Origin of the sequence: Ktedonosporobacter rubrisoli, from assembly GCF_004208415.1 — a bacterium.
GTDB classification, from domain to species: domain Bacteria; phylum Chloroflexota; class Ktedonobacteria; order Ktedonobacterales; family Ktedonobacteraceae; genus Ktedonosporobacter; species Ktedonosporobacter rubrisoli.
Genome location: NZ_CP035758.1, coordinates 8,895,822 through 8,910,310 on the forward strand (window position 1 = coordinate 8,895,822; position 14,489 = coordinate 8,910,310).

At 51.8% G+C, this 14,489-nt stretch carries 14 protein-coding genes; 5 read left to right on the forward strand and 9 right to left on the reverse strand.

Features of this window, described 5'->3' with window-relative positions:
- Positions 1-18: 18 nt before the first annotated feature.
- The 4 genes from mhpA to EPA93_RS38575 are packed head-to-tail and all read right to left on the reverse strand — an operon-like array spanning position 19 to position 5,286.
- The gene (gene mhpA, locus EPA93_RS38560) at positions 19-1,743 is read right to left on the reverse strand and encodes a bifunctional 3-(3-hydroxy-phenyl)propionate/3-hydroxycinnamic acid hydroxylase MhpA (protein ID WP_129892620.1); all 1,725 of its coding nucleotides are present in this window, start codon (positions 1,741-1,743) and stop codon (positions 19-21) included.
- Positions 1,740-3,014 (reverse strand): beta-ketoacyl-[acyl-carrier-protein] synthase family protein, encoded by a 1,275-nt coding sequence (locus EPA93_RS38565; RefSeq protein WP_129892621.1) that lies wholly within the window; start codon positions 3,012-3,014, stop codon positions 1,740-1,742. The genes mhpA and EPA93_RS38565 overlap by 4 nt, the downstream gene beginning before the upstream one ends.
- The gene (locus EPA93_RS38570) at positions 3,001-4,305 is read right to left on the reverse strand and encodes a beta-ketoacyl-[acyl-carrier-protein] synthase family protein (protein WP_129892622.1); all 1,305 of its coding nucleotides are present in this window, start codon (positions 4,303-4,305) and stop codon (positions 3,001-3,003) included. Before EPA93_RS38570 ends, EPA93_RS38565 begins: the two co-directional genes overlap by 14 nt.
- 60 nt (positions 4,306-4,365) lie before the next feature.
- Complete coding sequence (locus EPA93_RS38575) at positions 4,366-5,286, reverse strand: alpha/beta fold hydrolase (RefSeq protein WP_129892623.1); 921 nt, start codon at positions 5,284-5,286, stop codon at positions 4,366-4,368.
- A gap of 180 nt (positions 5,287-5,466) precedes the next feature.
- On the opposite strand from EPA93_RS38575, the gene EPA93_RS38580 reads away from it, so the two are divergent.
- Positions 5,467-5,919 (forward strand): nuclear transport factor 2 family protein, encoded by a 453-nt coding sequence (locus EPA93_RS38580; RefSeq protein ID WP_129892624.1) that lies wholly within the window; start codon positions 5,467-5,469, stop codon positions 5,917-5,919.
- An 80-nt stretch (positions 5,920-5,999) separates the two neighbouring features.
- On the opposite strand, the gene EPA93_RS38585 is transcribed toward EPA93_RS38580, so the two are convergent.
- Entirely contained in the window at positions 6,000-7,463 is a 1,464-nt protein-coding gene (locus EPA93_RS38585; RefSeq protein WP_129892625.1) for an MFS transporter, read from the reverse strand.
- Positions 7,464-7,747: 284 nt separating this feature from the next.
- Here EPA93_RS38585 and EPA93_RS38590 point away from each other — a divergent pair, with 284 nt between their 5' ends.
- Positions 7,748-8,032, forward strand: coding sequence for a DUF427 domain-containing protein (locus EPA93_RS38590; protein ID WP_129892626.1), 285 nt, complete (start codon positions 7,748-7,750; stop codon positions 8,030-8,032).
- Between the two features lie 190 nt (positions 8,033-8,222).
- On the opposite strand, the gene EPA93_RS38595 is transcribed toward EPA93_RS38590, so the two are convergent.
- The 3 genes from EPA93_RS38595 to EPA93_RS38605 all read right to left on the reverse strand — a co-directional run bounded on the left by EPA93_RS38595 (position 8,223) and on the right by EPA93_RS38605 (position 11,282).
- On the reverse strand, positions 8,223-8,990 hold the full coding sequence (locus EPA93_RS38595) for a mechanosensitive ion channel family protein (RefSeq protein WP_165423689.1): 768 nt from the start codon (positions 8,988-8,990) through the stop codon (positions 8,223-8,225).
- Positions 8,991-9,418: 428 nt separating this feature from the next.
- A complete protein-coding gene (locus EPA93_RS38600; RefSeq protein ID WP_129892628.1) occupies positions 9,419-10,270 on the reverse strand; it encodes a phosphatase PAP2 family protein in 852 nt (283 codons plus the stop codon).
- Positions 10,260-11,282: a diacylglycerol/lipid kinase family protein gene (locus EPA93_RS38605; RefSeq protein WP_129892629.1), complete on the reverse strand. Its 1,023-nt coding sequence runs from the start codon at positions 11,280-11,282 to the stop codon at positions 10,260-10,262. Before EPA93_RS38605 ends, EPA93_RS38600 begins: the two co-directional genes overlap by 11 nt.
- 298 nt (positions 11,283-11,580) lie before the next feature.
- Here EPA93_RS38605 and EPA93_RS38610 point away from each other — a divergent pair, with 298 nt between their 5' ends.
- The 3 genes from EPA93_RS38610 (at position 11,581) to EPA93_RS38620 (ending at position 13,597) form a co-directional block, all read left to right on the forward strand.
- Entirely contained in the window at positions 11,581-12,267 is a 687-nt protein-coding gene (locus tag EPA93_RS38610) for a methyltransferase domain-containing protein (protein ID WP_165423690.1), read from the forward strand.
- Positions 12,264-12,548: a hypothetical protein gene (locus tag EPA93_RS38615; RefSeq protein ID WP_129892631.1), complete on the forward strand. Its 285-nt coding sequence runs from the start codon at positions 12,264-12,266 to the stop codon at positions 12,546-12,548. Before EPA93_RS38610 ends, EPA93_RS38615 begins: the two co-directional genes overlap by 4 nt.
- A 422-nt stretch (positions 12,549-12,970) precedes the next feature.
- The gene (locus EPA93_RS38620; protein ID WP_242527226.1) at positions 12,971-13,597 is read left to right on the forward strand and encodes an RNA polymerase sigma factor; all 627 of its coding nucleotides are present in this window, start codon (positions 12,971-12,973) and stop codon (positions 13,595-13,597) included.
- 133 nt (positions 13,598-13,730) lie between these two features.
- On the opposite strand, the gene EPA93_RS38625 is transcribed toward EPA93_RS38620, so the two are convergent.
- A complete protein-coding gene (locus tag EPA93_RS38625) occupies positions 13,731-14,438 on the reverse strand; it encodes a YtxH domain-containing protein (protein WP_129892632.1) in 708 nt (235 codons plus the stop codon).
- Between the last annotated feature and the right edge of the window lie 51 nt (positions 14,439-14,489).

The following is a 14,489-nucleotide window of genomic DNA, read 5'->3' on the forward strand; positions in this document are numbered from 1 at the left end:
TCTCGTATGAGCGTGACTTCATTTAGTCTGGAGCAACTGGCCTGAGAGCTGCGCGTACCTATCAGCGTCCTCGCTGGCGAACGCTCCCATCACATAACGGTCGGGGCGGACCAGCACACAGAGATTGTGTTGCTGACCGAGAAATTCAGCAAGTTTGCCCTCGATATCGATAATCGGCATAGTCTTTTCATGCTCTTTTTGCATGTTTGTCAGGCGGTCTGGCGGCGTATCCAGAGGCATTACACAGACGAAACGGACGATCAGGCCTTGCCAGATGGCGTGGGTGAAATGACTAAAGGCCTCGCTGGGATTTTCATATAGTCTAAGCAGGGCAAAACCTGGTCCCAAAACTTCGTCGCAGAGCACACGTCTGCCTTCTGGGAGCAGTACATAGGGCTGGGGGAGCAACTGGCCGGTGATGTGGCGGCTGTACCTTCCTTTCGCTGGCAAGAGAAAGCCCTGAGCGTAGCGTGGCGCCGGTTTGACGCGCATTTCTGTGATACTGTGGCGGAGCGGAGCAATATGCTGAACGTTGCGCAAGAAGGTATCGCGCAGAAAAGCTAACGAATGAGAGGTAGGCATGATGAGCTTGCCGAGGATTGCGGAGAAGCGAATCATCTGGGCCGCGTGAGGCTTGCGTTCTTGCTGATAGCTTGTCAGTAAGCGGGAGCTCGCTTGTCCTTGCAGGACAGCTTGCAGCTTCCAGCACAGGTTGTGAGCGTCGCGCAGCCCACTATTCATGCCCTGACCGCTGAAGGGAGGCATGAGGTGGGCCGCGTCGCCCAGCAAGAAAACGTTTCCCCTGACAAAACTGTTTGCCAGGGCTGAATGAAAGGTATATACGGCACTGCGCATAATCTGTGGCGGGGAGCTATATTCGACATGCGTAACTTCTTTTTGTTGCATTCTTGCTTGCTTGATCAGGGCATAAATATTATCGTCCTGCAGCAAGTCTTCTTCTCGTTCGCCTTTAAGCAGCATAAATTCCCAGCGGCGATGACCATGTGGCGCTGCTAAGGTAACTGTTGGACGGCTGGGGTTACAAAAAAAGATTGCTGTGGGTGAGCTGTCTTCATCGTTGTGGCAATCGACGACAAGCCAGCGTTGCCCATAAGGCCTTTTTTTGTGGCCTCTATCTGCACTGGGTAGTCCCGCTGGTAATAGCCAGGATAAGGGCAATAGGCTGATGCCAAGAGCTTGCCGCAGCATACTTTTTCCACCATCGCAGGCCAGCAGGTAGGTGCAGGGGATGTGCAATCTTGTACCATCAGGAGCGCGCACATGGACTTGTAACCCCTGCCCATTCTGGGCGAAGGCTTCAACGCTATGCCCAAACAGGACAGTAACGTGTGGAAAGCGCGTCAGGCCCTGAAGTAGCGCAGCCTCAAACGCTGGCTGGTAAAAAGTCGAGATGAGCGAATAGCCATTGCGGTGGCTGCGAGGCTTAACATGGGCAAGATACTGTTTGCCGGCCAGGTAATGTACTTCAAGGTCGGAGAGAGTATCGGCAAGCACTGCCTCTGCTAATCCCATGGCCTGGCAGATGCGCAACCCTTCGTCATCAATCGTGATGGCTTTAGGATAGGTGCTCAGGCCGTCGTGGCGTTCGAGCAGTAAGGTCTCAATGCCGTACAGGCCAAGCAGATTGGCCGCCGCCAGGCCGCTAGGCCCGGCGCCTACGATAATGACAGAAACCGCATTGTCCAGTTTCGTGGAAAGCGGCGCATCCTTTGCGCTATTCATGCAGTCTCCCCTTTTTGCAAAGCCAGTACCAGATTGCTGCCGCCTATACTGCGCGCGCCCAGAAGTACAACCTGGCGAGCGTGTGTGGATGCGGGGAGAGCCTGAGCCGTCTCTCTTACCATTTGCAAGGGATAGCGCGGGTCCAGTTCCTCACAGTTGGTAGTAGGTGGAATGAGACCCGCAGCGAGCGCCTGCAGGGCGGTAATTGTATCCAGAGCGCCGGCTGCGGCATAGCTGTGGCCTATGCTTGTCCGTGGCACGCTAACCGGTATCTGCGCTAGATCCGTGCCAAAGGCAAGCCGTAAAGCCTGAGCTTCTCCCAGGTCCGAGGAAGGCACGGCGCGGCCATCCAGGCTAAAGTAAGCAATTTCCTCTGTCTGGATGTTAGCTTGCTCAATAGTCTGGCAGATAGCCCGCGCATAGTAGGTTCCATCGGCGGAGGGCATCTGGAGCCCGTGAGCATCGTTTGTCTGGGCAAAGCCAACTATCTCGCCATAAATAGTAGCTCCCCGCTTGTGGGCGTGCTCATAGTCCTCAAGGATGCAGATACCCGCCCCTTCGGCCATAAGTAAACCTCCGGCCCGCCTATCAAAGGGTCGATAAGCGTTTGGATCGCTGCCCTGAACACAAATTCCTTGAGAGGCCATGACGCGCAAAACCAGGGGATAGAGAAAAGCCTCGCACCCGCCGGCTAGAATAATGTCAGCACTGCCCCGGCGAAGCGCTCTATATGCCATGCCCAGCGCTTCAAGTCCGCTGGCGCTATCATTGACAGGCGTTTTGCAATAACCCTGAATGCCGTACTGAATTGCCGCCTGTCCAACCGTTGCTACGTTTAGCCAGGCGATGGCCGTATAGGCGCTGATGGCGCGCGGCCCACGCGTATATAAGGCCTGGAGTTGCTTGAGAACGTAGCCAACTCCGCCCATCGTATTGGCGATCACCAGGCCGGTACGTTGAGGGTCTAGCACATCTTCTGTGAGATGGGCATCGGCGAGCGCTTCCTGAAGCGCGGCGAAGGCAAGCTGGGTCATGCGATCTGTCCGCTTAAGCAATTTGCGCTCGATGTACTGTTCGCCAGAAAAGTTTGTTACATAGCCTGCAGGCAAGGCTGGAACTGCGGAGTCAACAGTTCCAGCAGCCGGTGCGCAACTGATTCCTGAGATGCCTCGCTGCGTGGCATGCCAGAAGCTCTCTTTGCCGATCCCATTGGGCGCAATAGCTCCCAGACCAGTAATGACGACCCGACGTTGTGTACTATATACCTTCATATGTTATCCATTCGGGATGCACCAGAACGAGTGCGTTATTGACGCCGCCAAAACCACTTGAATGCGTCAGCGCAACATTTACCGTTGCCGGACGAGCTACATTGGGGACATAATCAAGATCGCAGAGCGGGTCTGCCTGCTCCTGGTTAATCGTAGGAGGAATAATTTGCTGATCCAGAACCAAGGCCGTTACGATAGCTTCGATGGCGCTGGCTGCACCTTGCGTATGGCCAATCATCGATTTAGTGGCGCTAATCGGAATGTGATAGGCCCGCTCGCCAAAGATGGCCTTATAAGCTGCAGTCTCCGCCAGCTCATTGGGCAGAGTTGAGCTACCGTGCGAATTAATATAGTCTAGCTGCTCCTGCTTGATCTGGCTCTCGGCCAGGGCCAGAAGCAGGAGCTGTTGTAAAGGCTGGCCATCTGCGGGGAGAGCTGTCATGTGGAAAGCGTTGCTGTTTGAGGCAAAAGCAATGATCTCGGCATAGATATGAGCGCCGCGAGCCAGAGCCAAAGAACGCTCCTCTAGTAGGAGGACGCCGGCTCCCTCTGCCATCACAAAGCCGTCGCGCTTCCCATCGTAAGGACGCGAGGCCCGGGCCGGGTCCTCATTGTAGGCCGTGCTTACTGCCCCCATGACACAAAATGCGCCCAGCCCGATTGGGCAAAGCGCCGAATCGGTTCCTCCGGCCAGCATGCGTTCCGCATATCCATCCTGAATGGTACGATAGGCCTCACCAATCGCGTCGGCTCCGGCCGAGCAGCCCGTCGCAATTACCATACAGGGGCCATGAAATTGGTGATGGGCGGCAATGCTTGTGGCGGAGGCATGAGTCATTAGCGTGCTGGCGGGAGCATGGGTTTCGTCGGAAAAAGCTGGTGGGTGTGAGCCATAGCTGGTCAGCTCGGTCCAGATTCGCTCGCCCTCTTCTACATAGGCCATGGTTGAGCCAATATAGACGCCAGTCTTGTCTCGTTCCTCCAGGCTAGGCGGAGCTGAGAGCGCGGCATCCTGGATGGCGAGATTTGCGGCGGCTAGAGCCAGCTGTGTGCCGCGATCCAGCCGCCTTGTCTCATCCTTAGTCAGATCGAATTGCCCGGGTTCGAAAAAGTCAACTTCTCCGGCTATACGCGATGAGAGCTCGTGGGCATCGAAGCGTGAGATAGCTCGGATACCAGAGCGACCGGCGATACATGCTTGCCAGAATTTCGCTCGCCCAATCCCATTGGGAGCAACCACTCCCAGACCTGTAATTACTACTCGACGCGCCTGATCGTGCATGTATCTCATCGTTGATGCCCTCCTGAAAATGTCTCTCAAGACGCTGCTCGTAACTAGTCAGGAAAGGTGTTATTGGGCTCCTGACTTTTGGCTCTCTTCAGATTGAATAGAGGTGAGAAAGCCCTCAAGAAGCTGGTTCACCTCGTCTGCCTGAGCATACATAAAGAAGCGCTCTCTCCCGGCGATAATGTGATATCCGGCGCAGGCTGGTAATTGGGCTGAGAACAAGTTTGTCTTGAGCAGAGGAGAGAGTACATCGTCGGGACGATTGAGCAAAAGAATGGGCATGGTAAGCTGCTGGAGCCTATCACTGATATCGAAAGAATGGATAATTGGCAGCACTGAGAACTTATAGAGCGCTGGCCATTGCCTGATCTTACGAAATTGTTCCTCAATGAGATGGCGTGGAAGTGCGGCAACTTCTGCGCTGGTTCCGTTGGTTTTACTATGGGCCGTAATATACTTAATAACCATACGTCGCAGCAATGGGGCGGGGAGTATATGCTCGATGGGTAGGTGTAAGAACAGTTCGTGCAGCCACCAGATAAGCGGGTGAGGAGAGATACGATAATCGGCGCCTTGCGCAATAATCGTAAGGGAGCGGCAGCGTTCTGGATAGCGCAAGGCGAAAGCCAGCAGAACCATTGCGGCATCCCCATGGCCCACAAAGTCCGCCCGCTTGATATCCAGACTTGTAAGCACCTCATCTAACTCGGCAACACGTGCTGCCAGCCCCATAGGAACAGAACGTGTTTCCTGGCGTCGATAGAGAATGACGCGGCGCGTCTTGCTAAAAGAGCGTATCTGACGAGCATAGACAAATTCGAGATGCTCAAGAATTGGCACAAAGATCAGAGGTTCCCCTTGCCCCAGATCAAGAATTGGCAGATCCAGAGAGCCGACAGGCCTCCTTTGCCAGAGCGATTCAAGGTAGCTAACATCTTTGCGAAATGTAGCGTCGTCAACCCAGCGTTGCGAATGAGCACTCAATAAATCCTCCTGATCCTATCAAAAGCAGAACTAGCAATGCTTGCAGGCCAGCGGTAGAGATGAATGCGTCGCTGTCGTCTTGTATAATATTATATTCTACAAGCGAGCCAGAGATAAAGGTGCTACTACTAGAGCGCAAACATCTATGGATGAGTGCTTTTGCCGGAAAGGGAAGAAATAATGCAGGTAAGTGAAAAGCTTCAGGCGCAGTTGCCATTGCCGGTCCGCGCCTGGATTGAAGCTTTTAATGCCCATGACGTCGCGGCCATTACCGCTCTCTACGCCGATGATGCTGAACTATTTGATTCCGGCATGCGCTATCCCCGCCGTGGCCGCGTTGAGATAGAGCGCTGGTTTAGCCGACGTTTCTACAGCATGCCCACGATTGCCTACATGCCGCAGGAGCCGGTCCTGATTGCGCCGGAGCAAGCAGCAGTAGCCTGGACGACCCGCGGCCATGGTCCGCGCCTGGCTGGCCTGCGCTGCTTTGCCCGCCCTTTTAAGGTTGAGGGCGTGAGTATCTTCAGGCTGCAGGAAGGCCTTATCCAGTGGCAGCGTGGTTACTATGATCATCTCGCGGTTGTAGAGCAGATTGTGCCGCTGCTTAAATGGTGCCTGCCTGCACGCCTCTAAATAAGGCCGGAGATAAAAGAAAAGACCCGGCTTAGCTTCTTTCGATCCGGGTCCTTTCTGCTATACGCGAAGGCATAGTATCAAGCGATGCGCTCTTTCTCTTTGTGGGCTGCCAGTACCGCGTGCTCATCGGAGATCTCTTCAAGGGAGCGCCCGTTGGGCTCTGGCAGCGTTGAGAGCGTCAGCACGAGTCCGATAACCGACATGATCGCCGCAAAGGCCATAGCGCCAGGCAGATGGAAGGTGTTTAGTAAGTAAGGGAAGGCGAACGCACCGATAAAGGCGCCAACCTTGCCGAGCGCTGCGGAGAGGCCGTGGGCAGTGCTACGGACCATCACCGGGAAAATCTCGGCAGGATAGACAAAGGTTGTCACGTTTGGTCCAAACTCTGTGAAGAAGTAGCTCAAGCCGTACATCAGCAGGAACGGTAGCGTGATCGTCGTGAGGCTCGGCGCTACCGCTAGCAAACCAAAAGCCAGGGTCATCATGCCGAAGCCCACACACTGTATCCATTTGCGCCCCAGGCGATCTATCGTGAAGGCCGCCAGGATATAGCCGGGCAGTGCCGCGATTACGAAGATGAGCAGGGTATAGACCATATCGGTGACAAGATTGGCCTGCGAATTAAGCGATTTGAGAACCAGTGGGCTTGAGATAGTGGTGCCATAATAGGCGATATCCAGCAAGAACCAGGCGCCCGCTGTACCGATGAGCCAGCGCAGATAGCGCGGCTGAAAGAGAACATAGAGCCAGGACTGCTTCTTTTGCGGCTCTTTGCGCGCAGCAGTGCTCTGCTTGACCTGCTTTGACACCTGGCCTCGCTTGCCCTGAACTGTAGTGGCAACCGTATTTGCTGCTTCCTCAGCCTCGCCCTGCATCATAAGGGCAAAGCGCGGTGTTTCAGCTATCTGATTGCGCAAATAGAAGGTAGCCAGGGCTGGAATAGCGCCAAGGGCCAGCATGAGGCGCCAGGTGATATCGTGATTGAGGCCTGAGATAAGCAAGAGAATTGCCACCAGAGGGCCGAGAATAAGGCCAAGGCCCTGCATCGAAAAGACCATAGTAATCAATTTGCCGCGGTCTTTACGGTTAGCATACTCGCTCATCAAGGTTGCGCTCAGTGGATAATCTCCGCCAATGCCGAGCCCCAGGATAAAGCGTGCGATCAGCAAGCATAGCAGATTTGGTGAGAGCGCCGAGGCAATCGCGCCGGCAGCCAGCACAAGCAAAGTGGCGCTATAGATACGTTTGCGTCCGATGTAGTCTGCGATGCGGCCGAAAATGACCGAGCCAAATGCTGCTGCAAGGAGTGACGTACTACCGATCAAGGAAATCTCAAGTGAGCTGAGATGCCAGAGCGGAGTAAGAACGGCCAGGGCAACGCCAATAATGAAGAGGTCATAAGCGTCTGTGAAGAACCCCATGCCTGAAGTGATCATTGCTTTCCAGTGAAAACTTGAGAGTTTACTGTTATCAAGCGTCTCTAACACGGACCGGGTTACATCAGTTGCTAGCTCAGTCCGTGGATTCTCTTCTACTACCATAAAGTTAGATTTTCACTCCCTGCTTTAAGGATGTGTGCTAAGGATATAAATTACTACACTTTCACTATATCTCTGCTGTGTTATGGGAATGTTAACGGATAGTTAAGCTTGTGAAAAGGAAGTCAAAAGAGCCGAAAAGGCATGAGAAAACTGTACTGTCAGGCTAAGGGGATGCTATAATGCTACTGAATGACGTAAAATGATACTTAGTAGTGATAAGACTGACCCTGATACTCCTCCATAAAAAGGAGTGGTAAAGGATAATTTGAAAGGACTTTGCAGCAGTGCCGAAAGCTACCTGGAACGGAACAACGCTGGCTGAAAGCGACAAATGTGTGGTTGTAGAGGGAAACCAGTATTTCCCTCCCGATTCTGTCAAGCGTGAGTACTTCAAAACTAGCGATACGCACACTACCTGCCCCTGGAAAGGCCTCGCGAGCTACTATAACATTGAAGTAGACGGCAAAGTAAATGAGGATGCGGCCTGGTATTATCCTGAGCCCAAGGAAGCGGCCAGCCAGATCAAGGATTATGTAGCGTTCTGGCGTGGGGTACAGGTAGAAGTATAAGATCTTTGTACAAAGCCCGGGGATGATAGTCAAAGCTATTGCCCCGGGCTTTTTTGCATGTGTGCAGGACTTAAGAGGCCCTAAAATTCCTTAGTAGTCCTGCAAGCCAGTAGCTTCATAAGTAAGCTATTCTGGCGTTCTCTTGGCGATCCTCATTGTTCTCAATAGAGAACTCGTTTGAGGCAGGAACTTAAGCATACTCGCGATTGCGCGGTTGCTCAGTCCTACCCTGATTCATATTTGGCGGCGTGGCTGGTGCAGTGCCCATTTGTGACGTATTCGAGAGCTGATTTTCTCCCCGTGCCAGCCAGCGTTGAGCTGTTTCTCGACCGCCAAGGCCAAAGGCCAGGCCGAAGGCCAGAGCTAAGGCTCCCACGACTGCTGTAAAGAGAATGTTAAGGATAGAGGGCGCGATTTGCAGTTGCTCCAGCGCGATGATGGCCGCAAAGGCAATGATGGCAAAGCGCGCGATGTTGGCAAGCACGTTGGGACTGCCCATACGAGCTGCGCCGGTGGCTCCCTTGATGATATCAGCCACGAATGTGCCGGCCAGGGTGCCCAGGAAAAGGATCAAGACGGCCACAAAGACGTTAGGGATGTAGGCAATGATCTGGGTTAAGATATTGCTAATAGTTGTCAGGCCGAGTGAATTGATCGCCGGGATCAAGAAGATTAGCAGTACGAACCAGTAAACAATCTTTCCCAGGACAACTGACGGGTTAAGGTTTATGTTTGTCCGTTGTTCCAGACGCGTCAGCCCGATTCTATGCGCAAAGTTGTCAAAACCTGCTTTGCGTAGAAGTAAAGTTACACCTTTCTCTAGTAAGGCTGACACAATTAAACCAATGATCAGGATGGCGAGGAAGCCAAGTAATTTTGGGACAAATGAAAAGAGAAGTCCTAGTGCGCTAGTAATGGAGGTGACAATTGCGGCACCCCAACTAGTAATAGTTCCCATGCGATGCTCCTTCCTATATTGCATCTATTTAGTGAGATGTGGGAAGATTGAACTGCTAACAGATATAGAATAGAAGATGCAAAAACCGATTGCAAGTCATCAATAAAAAATTAAGCGTTTTTTAATTTATGGTGAATGGATAAATCATTCTAATAATGTGAAATATGGAGTGATGATGTAATGAGCGAATAAACATTGACAGCAGTAACAGGGTATGCGCCGGCATAGGAAGCCTTACTGTGATCTGCGACTCATATTGCTCCAGGGGCAACTAGCCGCCTGGAGCATCTAGATCCAGGCGTGTGAGATTTGGCATTGCGCGGCTCAGAGGCAGAGCGCGAACAGGTAGTAGACCGCAGCTGCCTATGCTGCCTCGCTCCGCAGGATATTTAAAGTATAAGTGGAAAAGGCGGATTGGCGAGCTCTAACTACTCTTCATCCCCAGGCTGTTGGAGTGGCTTGACTGCTTCAGGTGGAGTTTTGCCGGTTGAGGGATGCAGCCAGGCCTTAATTCTAAGGTATACGGCTATAATCCAGGTGAACCAGAGGCCCCCATAGATGTAGCCCGCCACAACGTCGCTGGGCCAATGAGCGCCAAGGTAGACGCGTGAAGGACCAATACAGATGATAAGTGCCGTACAAAAGGCTATTAAGATGTTACGCAGCCGTCCCGAACGCCAGTTAGTGGCAAGCAGGTAGATAAGGAGACCAAAGAAATTAGTATAGTGCATGACGTGGCCGCTGGGAAAGCTTGGCTCATTGATAACGCGTGCTACTGCTACAAGTTCTTGCGTCGGACGAGGGCGCTTAATGATACGTTTGACCAGCGCATTGAGAATAGTTGAGGTCGAAGTGAGGAGGATAAAGAGCGCTTCTAGCCGGAAACGTAGGGCCCAGAAAATACCCGCTATGCCCAGCGTTAAGGGCGCTGCGAACTTGGCGAAGCCAATCTCTGAAACTGTAAAAAAGAAGCCGCGTAACCAGGGATTGCGATTCTTTTGCAGGCGGGCAGTAATTGAAAGATCACCAGGAAAGAACTGGGTACGTCGGGCAATAAGGGAAAGAATGACGGCTCCCGAGAGCAGCCAGAGATAGAAGGCGAGAAACATTGTCCCGCGTGAGACTGCTTTACGACCGGAGACGGAGGTCTGAGCGGCAACGCGCTGGGCCTCGGCTACAACTGGTTCTACTGTTGCCGAGATATCGGGCAAATTAACCTGTGGTAAGGCTGGCTTTGGCGCCGTTTCGGCTGTCCTGGTGTTATCTCTCTTATCTGACACTCAGCGATCCTTTCTGTTGACGGTAAGTTTTATTGTGTAAAGGCTTTTGATAATTTTTTTGCTTTAAGGCCGGGCTATCCATAGCGGAGTTTTTGGCAATCTGCTCAGGAATGCGTACTTGCAAGGCTCCTGCTAGAATACTAATCGTTGCTGGAGTATGTCCGCAAGGGATGCCATCGGCATGGACCTCGACAGGCTGCTCGGCAGATACGTATAAAGATCTAATTTTTCGCCGCGTCATCTTTGGCTCAAGGGGTCGTTGGCCCTGGCTGATCGAGATTGCATGCCGAATATATTCTAGTTTACTAAAGTTTTTGTAAATGAGGATATCCAATAAGCCATCATCCATGATGGCCATAGGGGCGAAGCGTAGGCGCGCGCCATAATAAGGTGAATTGCAGATAGTGATCTGGAGAGCCCGGTAGGTTCGGCTTCTGCGCCCATCAAATGAGATAAGAAATTTTATGGGCTGAAAAGCAAACAAGGCCTTCAGGCCATCTCTAATGCCGCGTAGGGTTGAAGCAAACCCCTGGCTCTTAATCTCTTCGGCAGCCGGGAACAGTTCGGCCTCCAGGCCGACGCCAGCAACTTCGAGAAAGATATGGTCGTTGATCTGGCCTACATCGATGGGATGCGTCGTTCCCCTGGCAATCACTTCGCACGCCTCGGCGATGGTATTTGGAATGCCAAGGCTGCGCGCGAGGTTATTCATAGTGCCAGTGGCGATAATGCCCAGGACGCTGGATGTATTGAGCACACCGCTGGCGACGGCGTGAATGGTTCCATCCCCTCCGGCAGCGATAACTATATCTGCACCTTCCTGGGCGGCTTGCCTGGCCAGGCCCTCTCCTGGATCGTCGGGTGTAGTATGCCAGACTTCTGGCTCAAGCCCATGCGTGCGTAATGCGTCGACAATAATCGCCTCAACTTCTTCAGATGTATGCTGTTGTGTCCCATTCGAGGCCAGGTTTGAGGCGCCCGAGGTAGGGTTAAGGATCAGTATAGTGCGCATGATCGCAGCTCCTGCCGTGCAACTCTAATGTGAGCAAAGCTAAAGAACGTAGCCAGAGATATGTTTCCAAGTGTAACACGGATGAATTGACGAGTTGGTCGCAACCTGGAAGGTCATTCATCAGTTAAAAGCTTGCAGGAAAAAGATGTAAGAGGATTGCATATTCACCTTGCAAGCATTTTAGAATAAAAATATGTCTCACCTGGCGGAAACTTTCTCTATTTCTTAGCCGTGTTAGAAGAAGAAATAAGGGGTGGAGAGGCCTGGATACAAGCATATACAAGGGAGGATGTTCAGCATGTCAAGTAGTGAAGCGTTGGTTGAGCATAAGGTTCCGTTTGCCAATCCATTTCAAATAGAAGATTTGCAGGTCTTTGATGACGATACGCTCCGTACTATGCTGGCTTCGGGCAGTTTCGGGCTGACGATCGAGCAACTTGCTCATAGTATGCGCGGCGCCTCAAATTCACTTGTCAAGCGTATAAGGCATAATCTCTCTCCCCAGCAACGTGCAGATTTTATGCGCGAATTCCGTAGGTCTATCTTGAAATGCGAGGTAGACCGTGCACGACGCACGGTTCTGGATACGCTCTTCTGGGAGTTGACCTACTGGAAGACGCCCGAGCTGTACGAGGAGCTCACGCAAGGAGAATATTTGCATCCTGGCATCTTTGAGCACCTGGAAGCTGATATTCGGGGAAAGCTGGTGCTGGATGTTGGGGCCGGCAGCGGTCGGGCCTCTTTTGAATGCAAGCGTTATGGAGCAAGAAAAATATACGCGGTTGAGCCCTCACCAGGCCTGTTACGTATTTTAGAGCACAAACTTGCGACAAGGGATAGAGATAACCGCATTGTGACATATGCAGGCCGTTTTGAGGACATTCCTTTACCTGACAATAGTGTAGATTGTGCGCTTTCATGCTCGGCTTTCACTTCTTCACCGGGGCAAGGGGAGAGCCAGGCCTGGCTGAATTGTGGCGCGTGACGAAGAATGGCGGCAAGATTATTCTTATCTGGCCATGCCCCGAAGACCGTTCCTGGCTCATTGCTCACGGTTTTCAACATGTGATTTTGCCTCTGCACCATGAGATGTATGTGCGCTTTCGCTCACTGTGTACTGCAATACAATGCGTGCGACGTTTCTATGCCCATAAGTCCGATGCTATGCGCTATATCCTCACCAGGCATAGTACCGAAATTCCGTTTTCAGTTCTTGGCATGAATCCTCCCCGCGATTATTGCGAATTAAGAGTCAGGAAAGTATAGGCCGAGCTTGTATAAAACCTCTTCTATAACTGGAAAGCCGATATACTTCACATTATTAAGAAAAATCTAAGCATCCCTCCTCAAAAATAAGAGCCATCTGAGTTTTTACTTTTCCACTTAAAATTATGATTACAAACACTTACAGTAGAGGTTTATCAAGGGAAATTCCATTGTAATTATAAGCGAAAAGGGATACGCTAGTAGAAGATAAAGAGGGCAGGCAAGTTCCCCATCCATCCTCGGAGGTATTCAGCAAGGCTATGTGCGCCTGGGGCTTTGGCGTGGTAGAAGTGATTTATGCGTGCTTGATCAAGCGAAGAAAGTAGGCCTGAGCAGACAGGAATTACTGAGTGTGGGAAGGGGTCCCTTAAATCAGATGTGAGTTGTATGGCGTGTCAATGAAAGCGACAAGGAGGTTTCCTGTGCAAATACAAACGACGACAAGAAAAGCTATGGCCAATCTTTCGGATGCAGTTCTAGCCCAGCAGACATTAGCAGGTGATCAAGAGGCTTTTGAGGGGCTGGTCCGCAAATATCAAGCCTCGCTATTTAACTTCATTTGCCACTTTCTCGGCGACTATGATCAGGCCTGCGATGTGCTACAGCAGGTATTTTTGCGCTTCTATATCTCCTTGCCAAGGCTCAGTACAGGGGAGCCTTTTAAGCCCTGGTTATTTCAAGTGGCCCGCAATTGCTGCGTAGACGAATTGCGCCGTAAGAAGAGGGGAGCTGTTTACTTCTCGCAGCTAGAGGTGGAGAATAATGAAGGAGAGATATCGGGTCTTAATGATATGCCTGATCCCGGTCCACTGCCTGAGGATCTTGTAGAGTACCATGATCTGCAGCATATTCTCTATCAGGGAATTCAAGCGCTCCCGCCTAAGTTTCGTGCTGTTGTTTTGCTACGTTACATTTCCCAGATGAGCTTCGCCGAGATTGGCAGGACATTGAGTATGCCAGAAGCAACAGCCAAGACTTATTTCCATCGCGCAAAAACGTCCTTGCGTAAGATCCTGGGTTCGCAAATACAGATGCTTACGGCCTCCTGACTGACAGACAAGTCAATATATCGGCAAGTATGGATGTGCTGTAGAGCTGACGAATGAATATGAAGCGAAGAAAGAGCTGAGCAACCTTGTCGGGGCTCAGCTCTTTTGTATTGCGTTATTTATATGGCTTTACTTAGACTCCCATATAGTCGCGTGCGCGCTGCCACTGCTGCTTTAGCCATTCGCGTGTCTGAGCACCTGTGACGGGAGCGTAGAGCAGGGCCAGCGCAACTCCCGATACCAGACCTACACGGAATAGGAATTTTGCTCTTTTGCGTTTGCGCTGATAGCTTACATACTGATCCTGGACAGAATCCTTAAGATCCTTCATGCTGGAGGCCGCGCTTTGCAGGCTCTTGCTGGCCTGCTGGGAACGCTTACCCAAAGTATCCTGGGTTTTTGAGAGGCCATAAGAGACTTTATCCTGAACGATATCCTGGACGTCATGCAAGTTTTTCTGGGCCTTCTCAAGCTTTTTCTTTGCACCTTTCCGACTCTTCTCCAGGGCTACTTGAGCCGTGTCCATGCCAGCTCCCAGGAGGTCCTGAGTGCGCGCTAAGCCAGTCGAAGCGTTAGACTGCGCCTGCTCGCGTAATTGCTGGAGCTGCGATTTTTTATTAATGTAGTTGAGCCACCCTTGCAGCAGCCCGAAGCCAAGGGCTAGCATTCCGGGCACTTTGTTCAGCTGGGACTGTACGTTCCCCTGAACATTGTAATAGGTCGATTGGGCCGCGTCCTTTGCATCGGCATACTTATCCTGAGCGCTGTCGAGAGCCTTTCCGCGTAAGTCTTTGGCCTTATCTAATCCCGACTTGCTCAATTCTTTGATCGTCGTGACCATTTGTTCCTCCCTTCCGGAATGGAATAATCTATGTTGTACCGGTTAGCCAAA

Excerpts from the sequence above, each read along its gene's own strand:
- mhpA (WP_129892620.1), bottom strand. The coding sequence starts at position 1,743 with ATGAATAGCGCAAAGGATGCGCCGCTTTCCACGAAACTGGACAATGCG.
- EPA93_RS38565 (WP_129892621.1), bottom strand. The coding sequence starts at position 3,014 with ATGAAGGTATATAGTACACAACGTCGGGTCGTCATTACTGGTCTGGGA.
- EPA93_RS38570 (WP_129892622.1), bottom strand. The coding sequence starts at position 4,305 with ATGAGATACATGCACGATCAGGCGCGTCGAGTAGTAATTACAGGTCTG.
- EPA93_RS38580 (WP_129892624.1), top strand. The coding sequence starts at position 5,467 with ATGCAGGTAAGTGAAAAGCTTCAGGCGCAGTTGCCATTGCCGGTCCGC.
- EPA93_RS38585 (WP_129892625.1), bottom strand. The coding sequence starts at position 7,463 with ATGGTAGTAGAAGAGAATCCACGGACTGAGCTAGCAACTGATGTAACC.
- EPA93_RS38595 (WP_165423689.1), bottom strand. The coding sequence starts at position 8,990 with ATGGGAACTATTACTAGTTGGGGTGCCGCAATTGTCACCTCCATTACT.
- EPA93_RS38605 (WP_129892629.1), bottom strand. The coding sequence starts at position 11,282 with ATGCGCACTATACTGATCCTTAACCCTACCTCGGGCGCCTCAAACCTG.
- EPA93_RS38610 (WP_165423690.1), top strand. The coding sequence starts at position 11,581 with ATGTCAAGTAGTGAAGCGTTGGTTGAGCATAAGGTTCCGTTTGCCAAT.
- EPA93_RS38625 (WP_129892632.1), bottom strand. The coding sequence starts at position 14,438 with ATGGTCACGACGATCAAAGAATTGAGCAAGTCGGGATTAGATAAGGCC.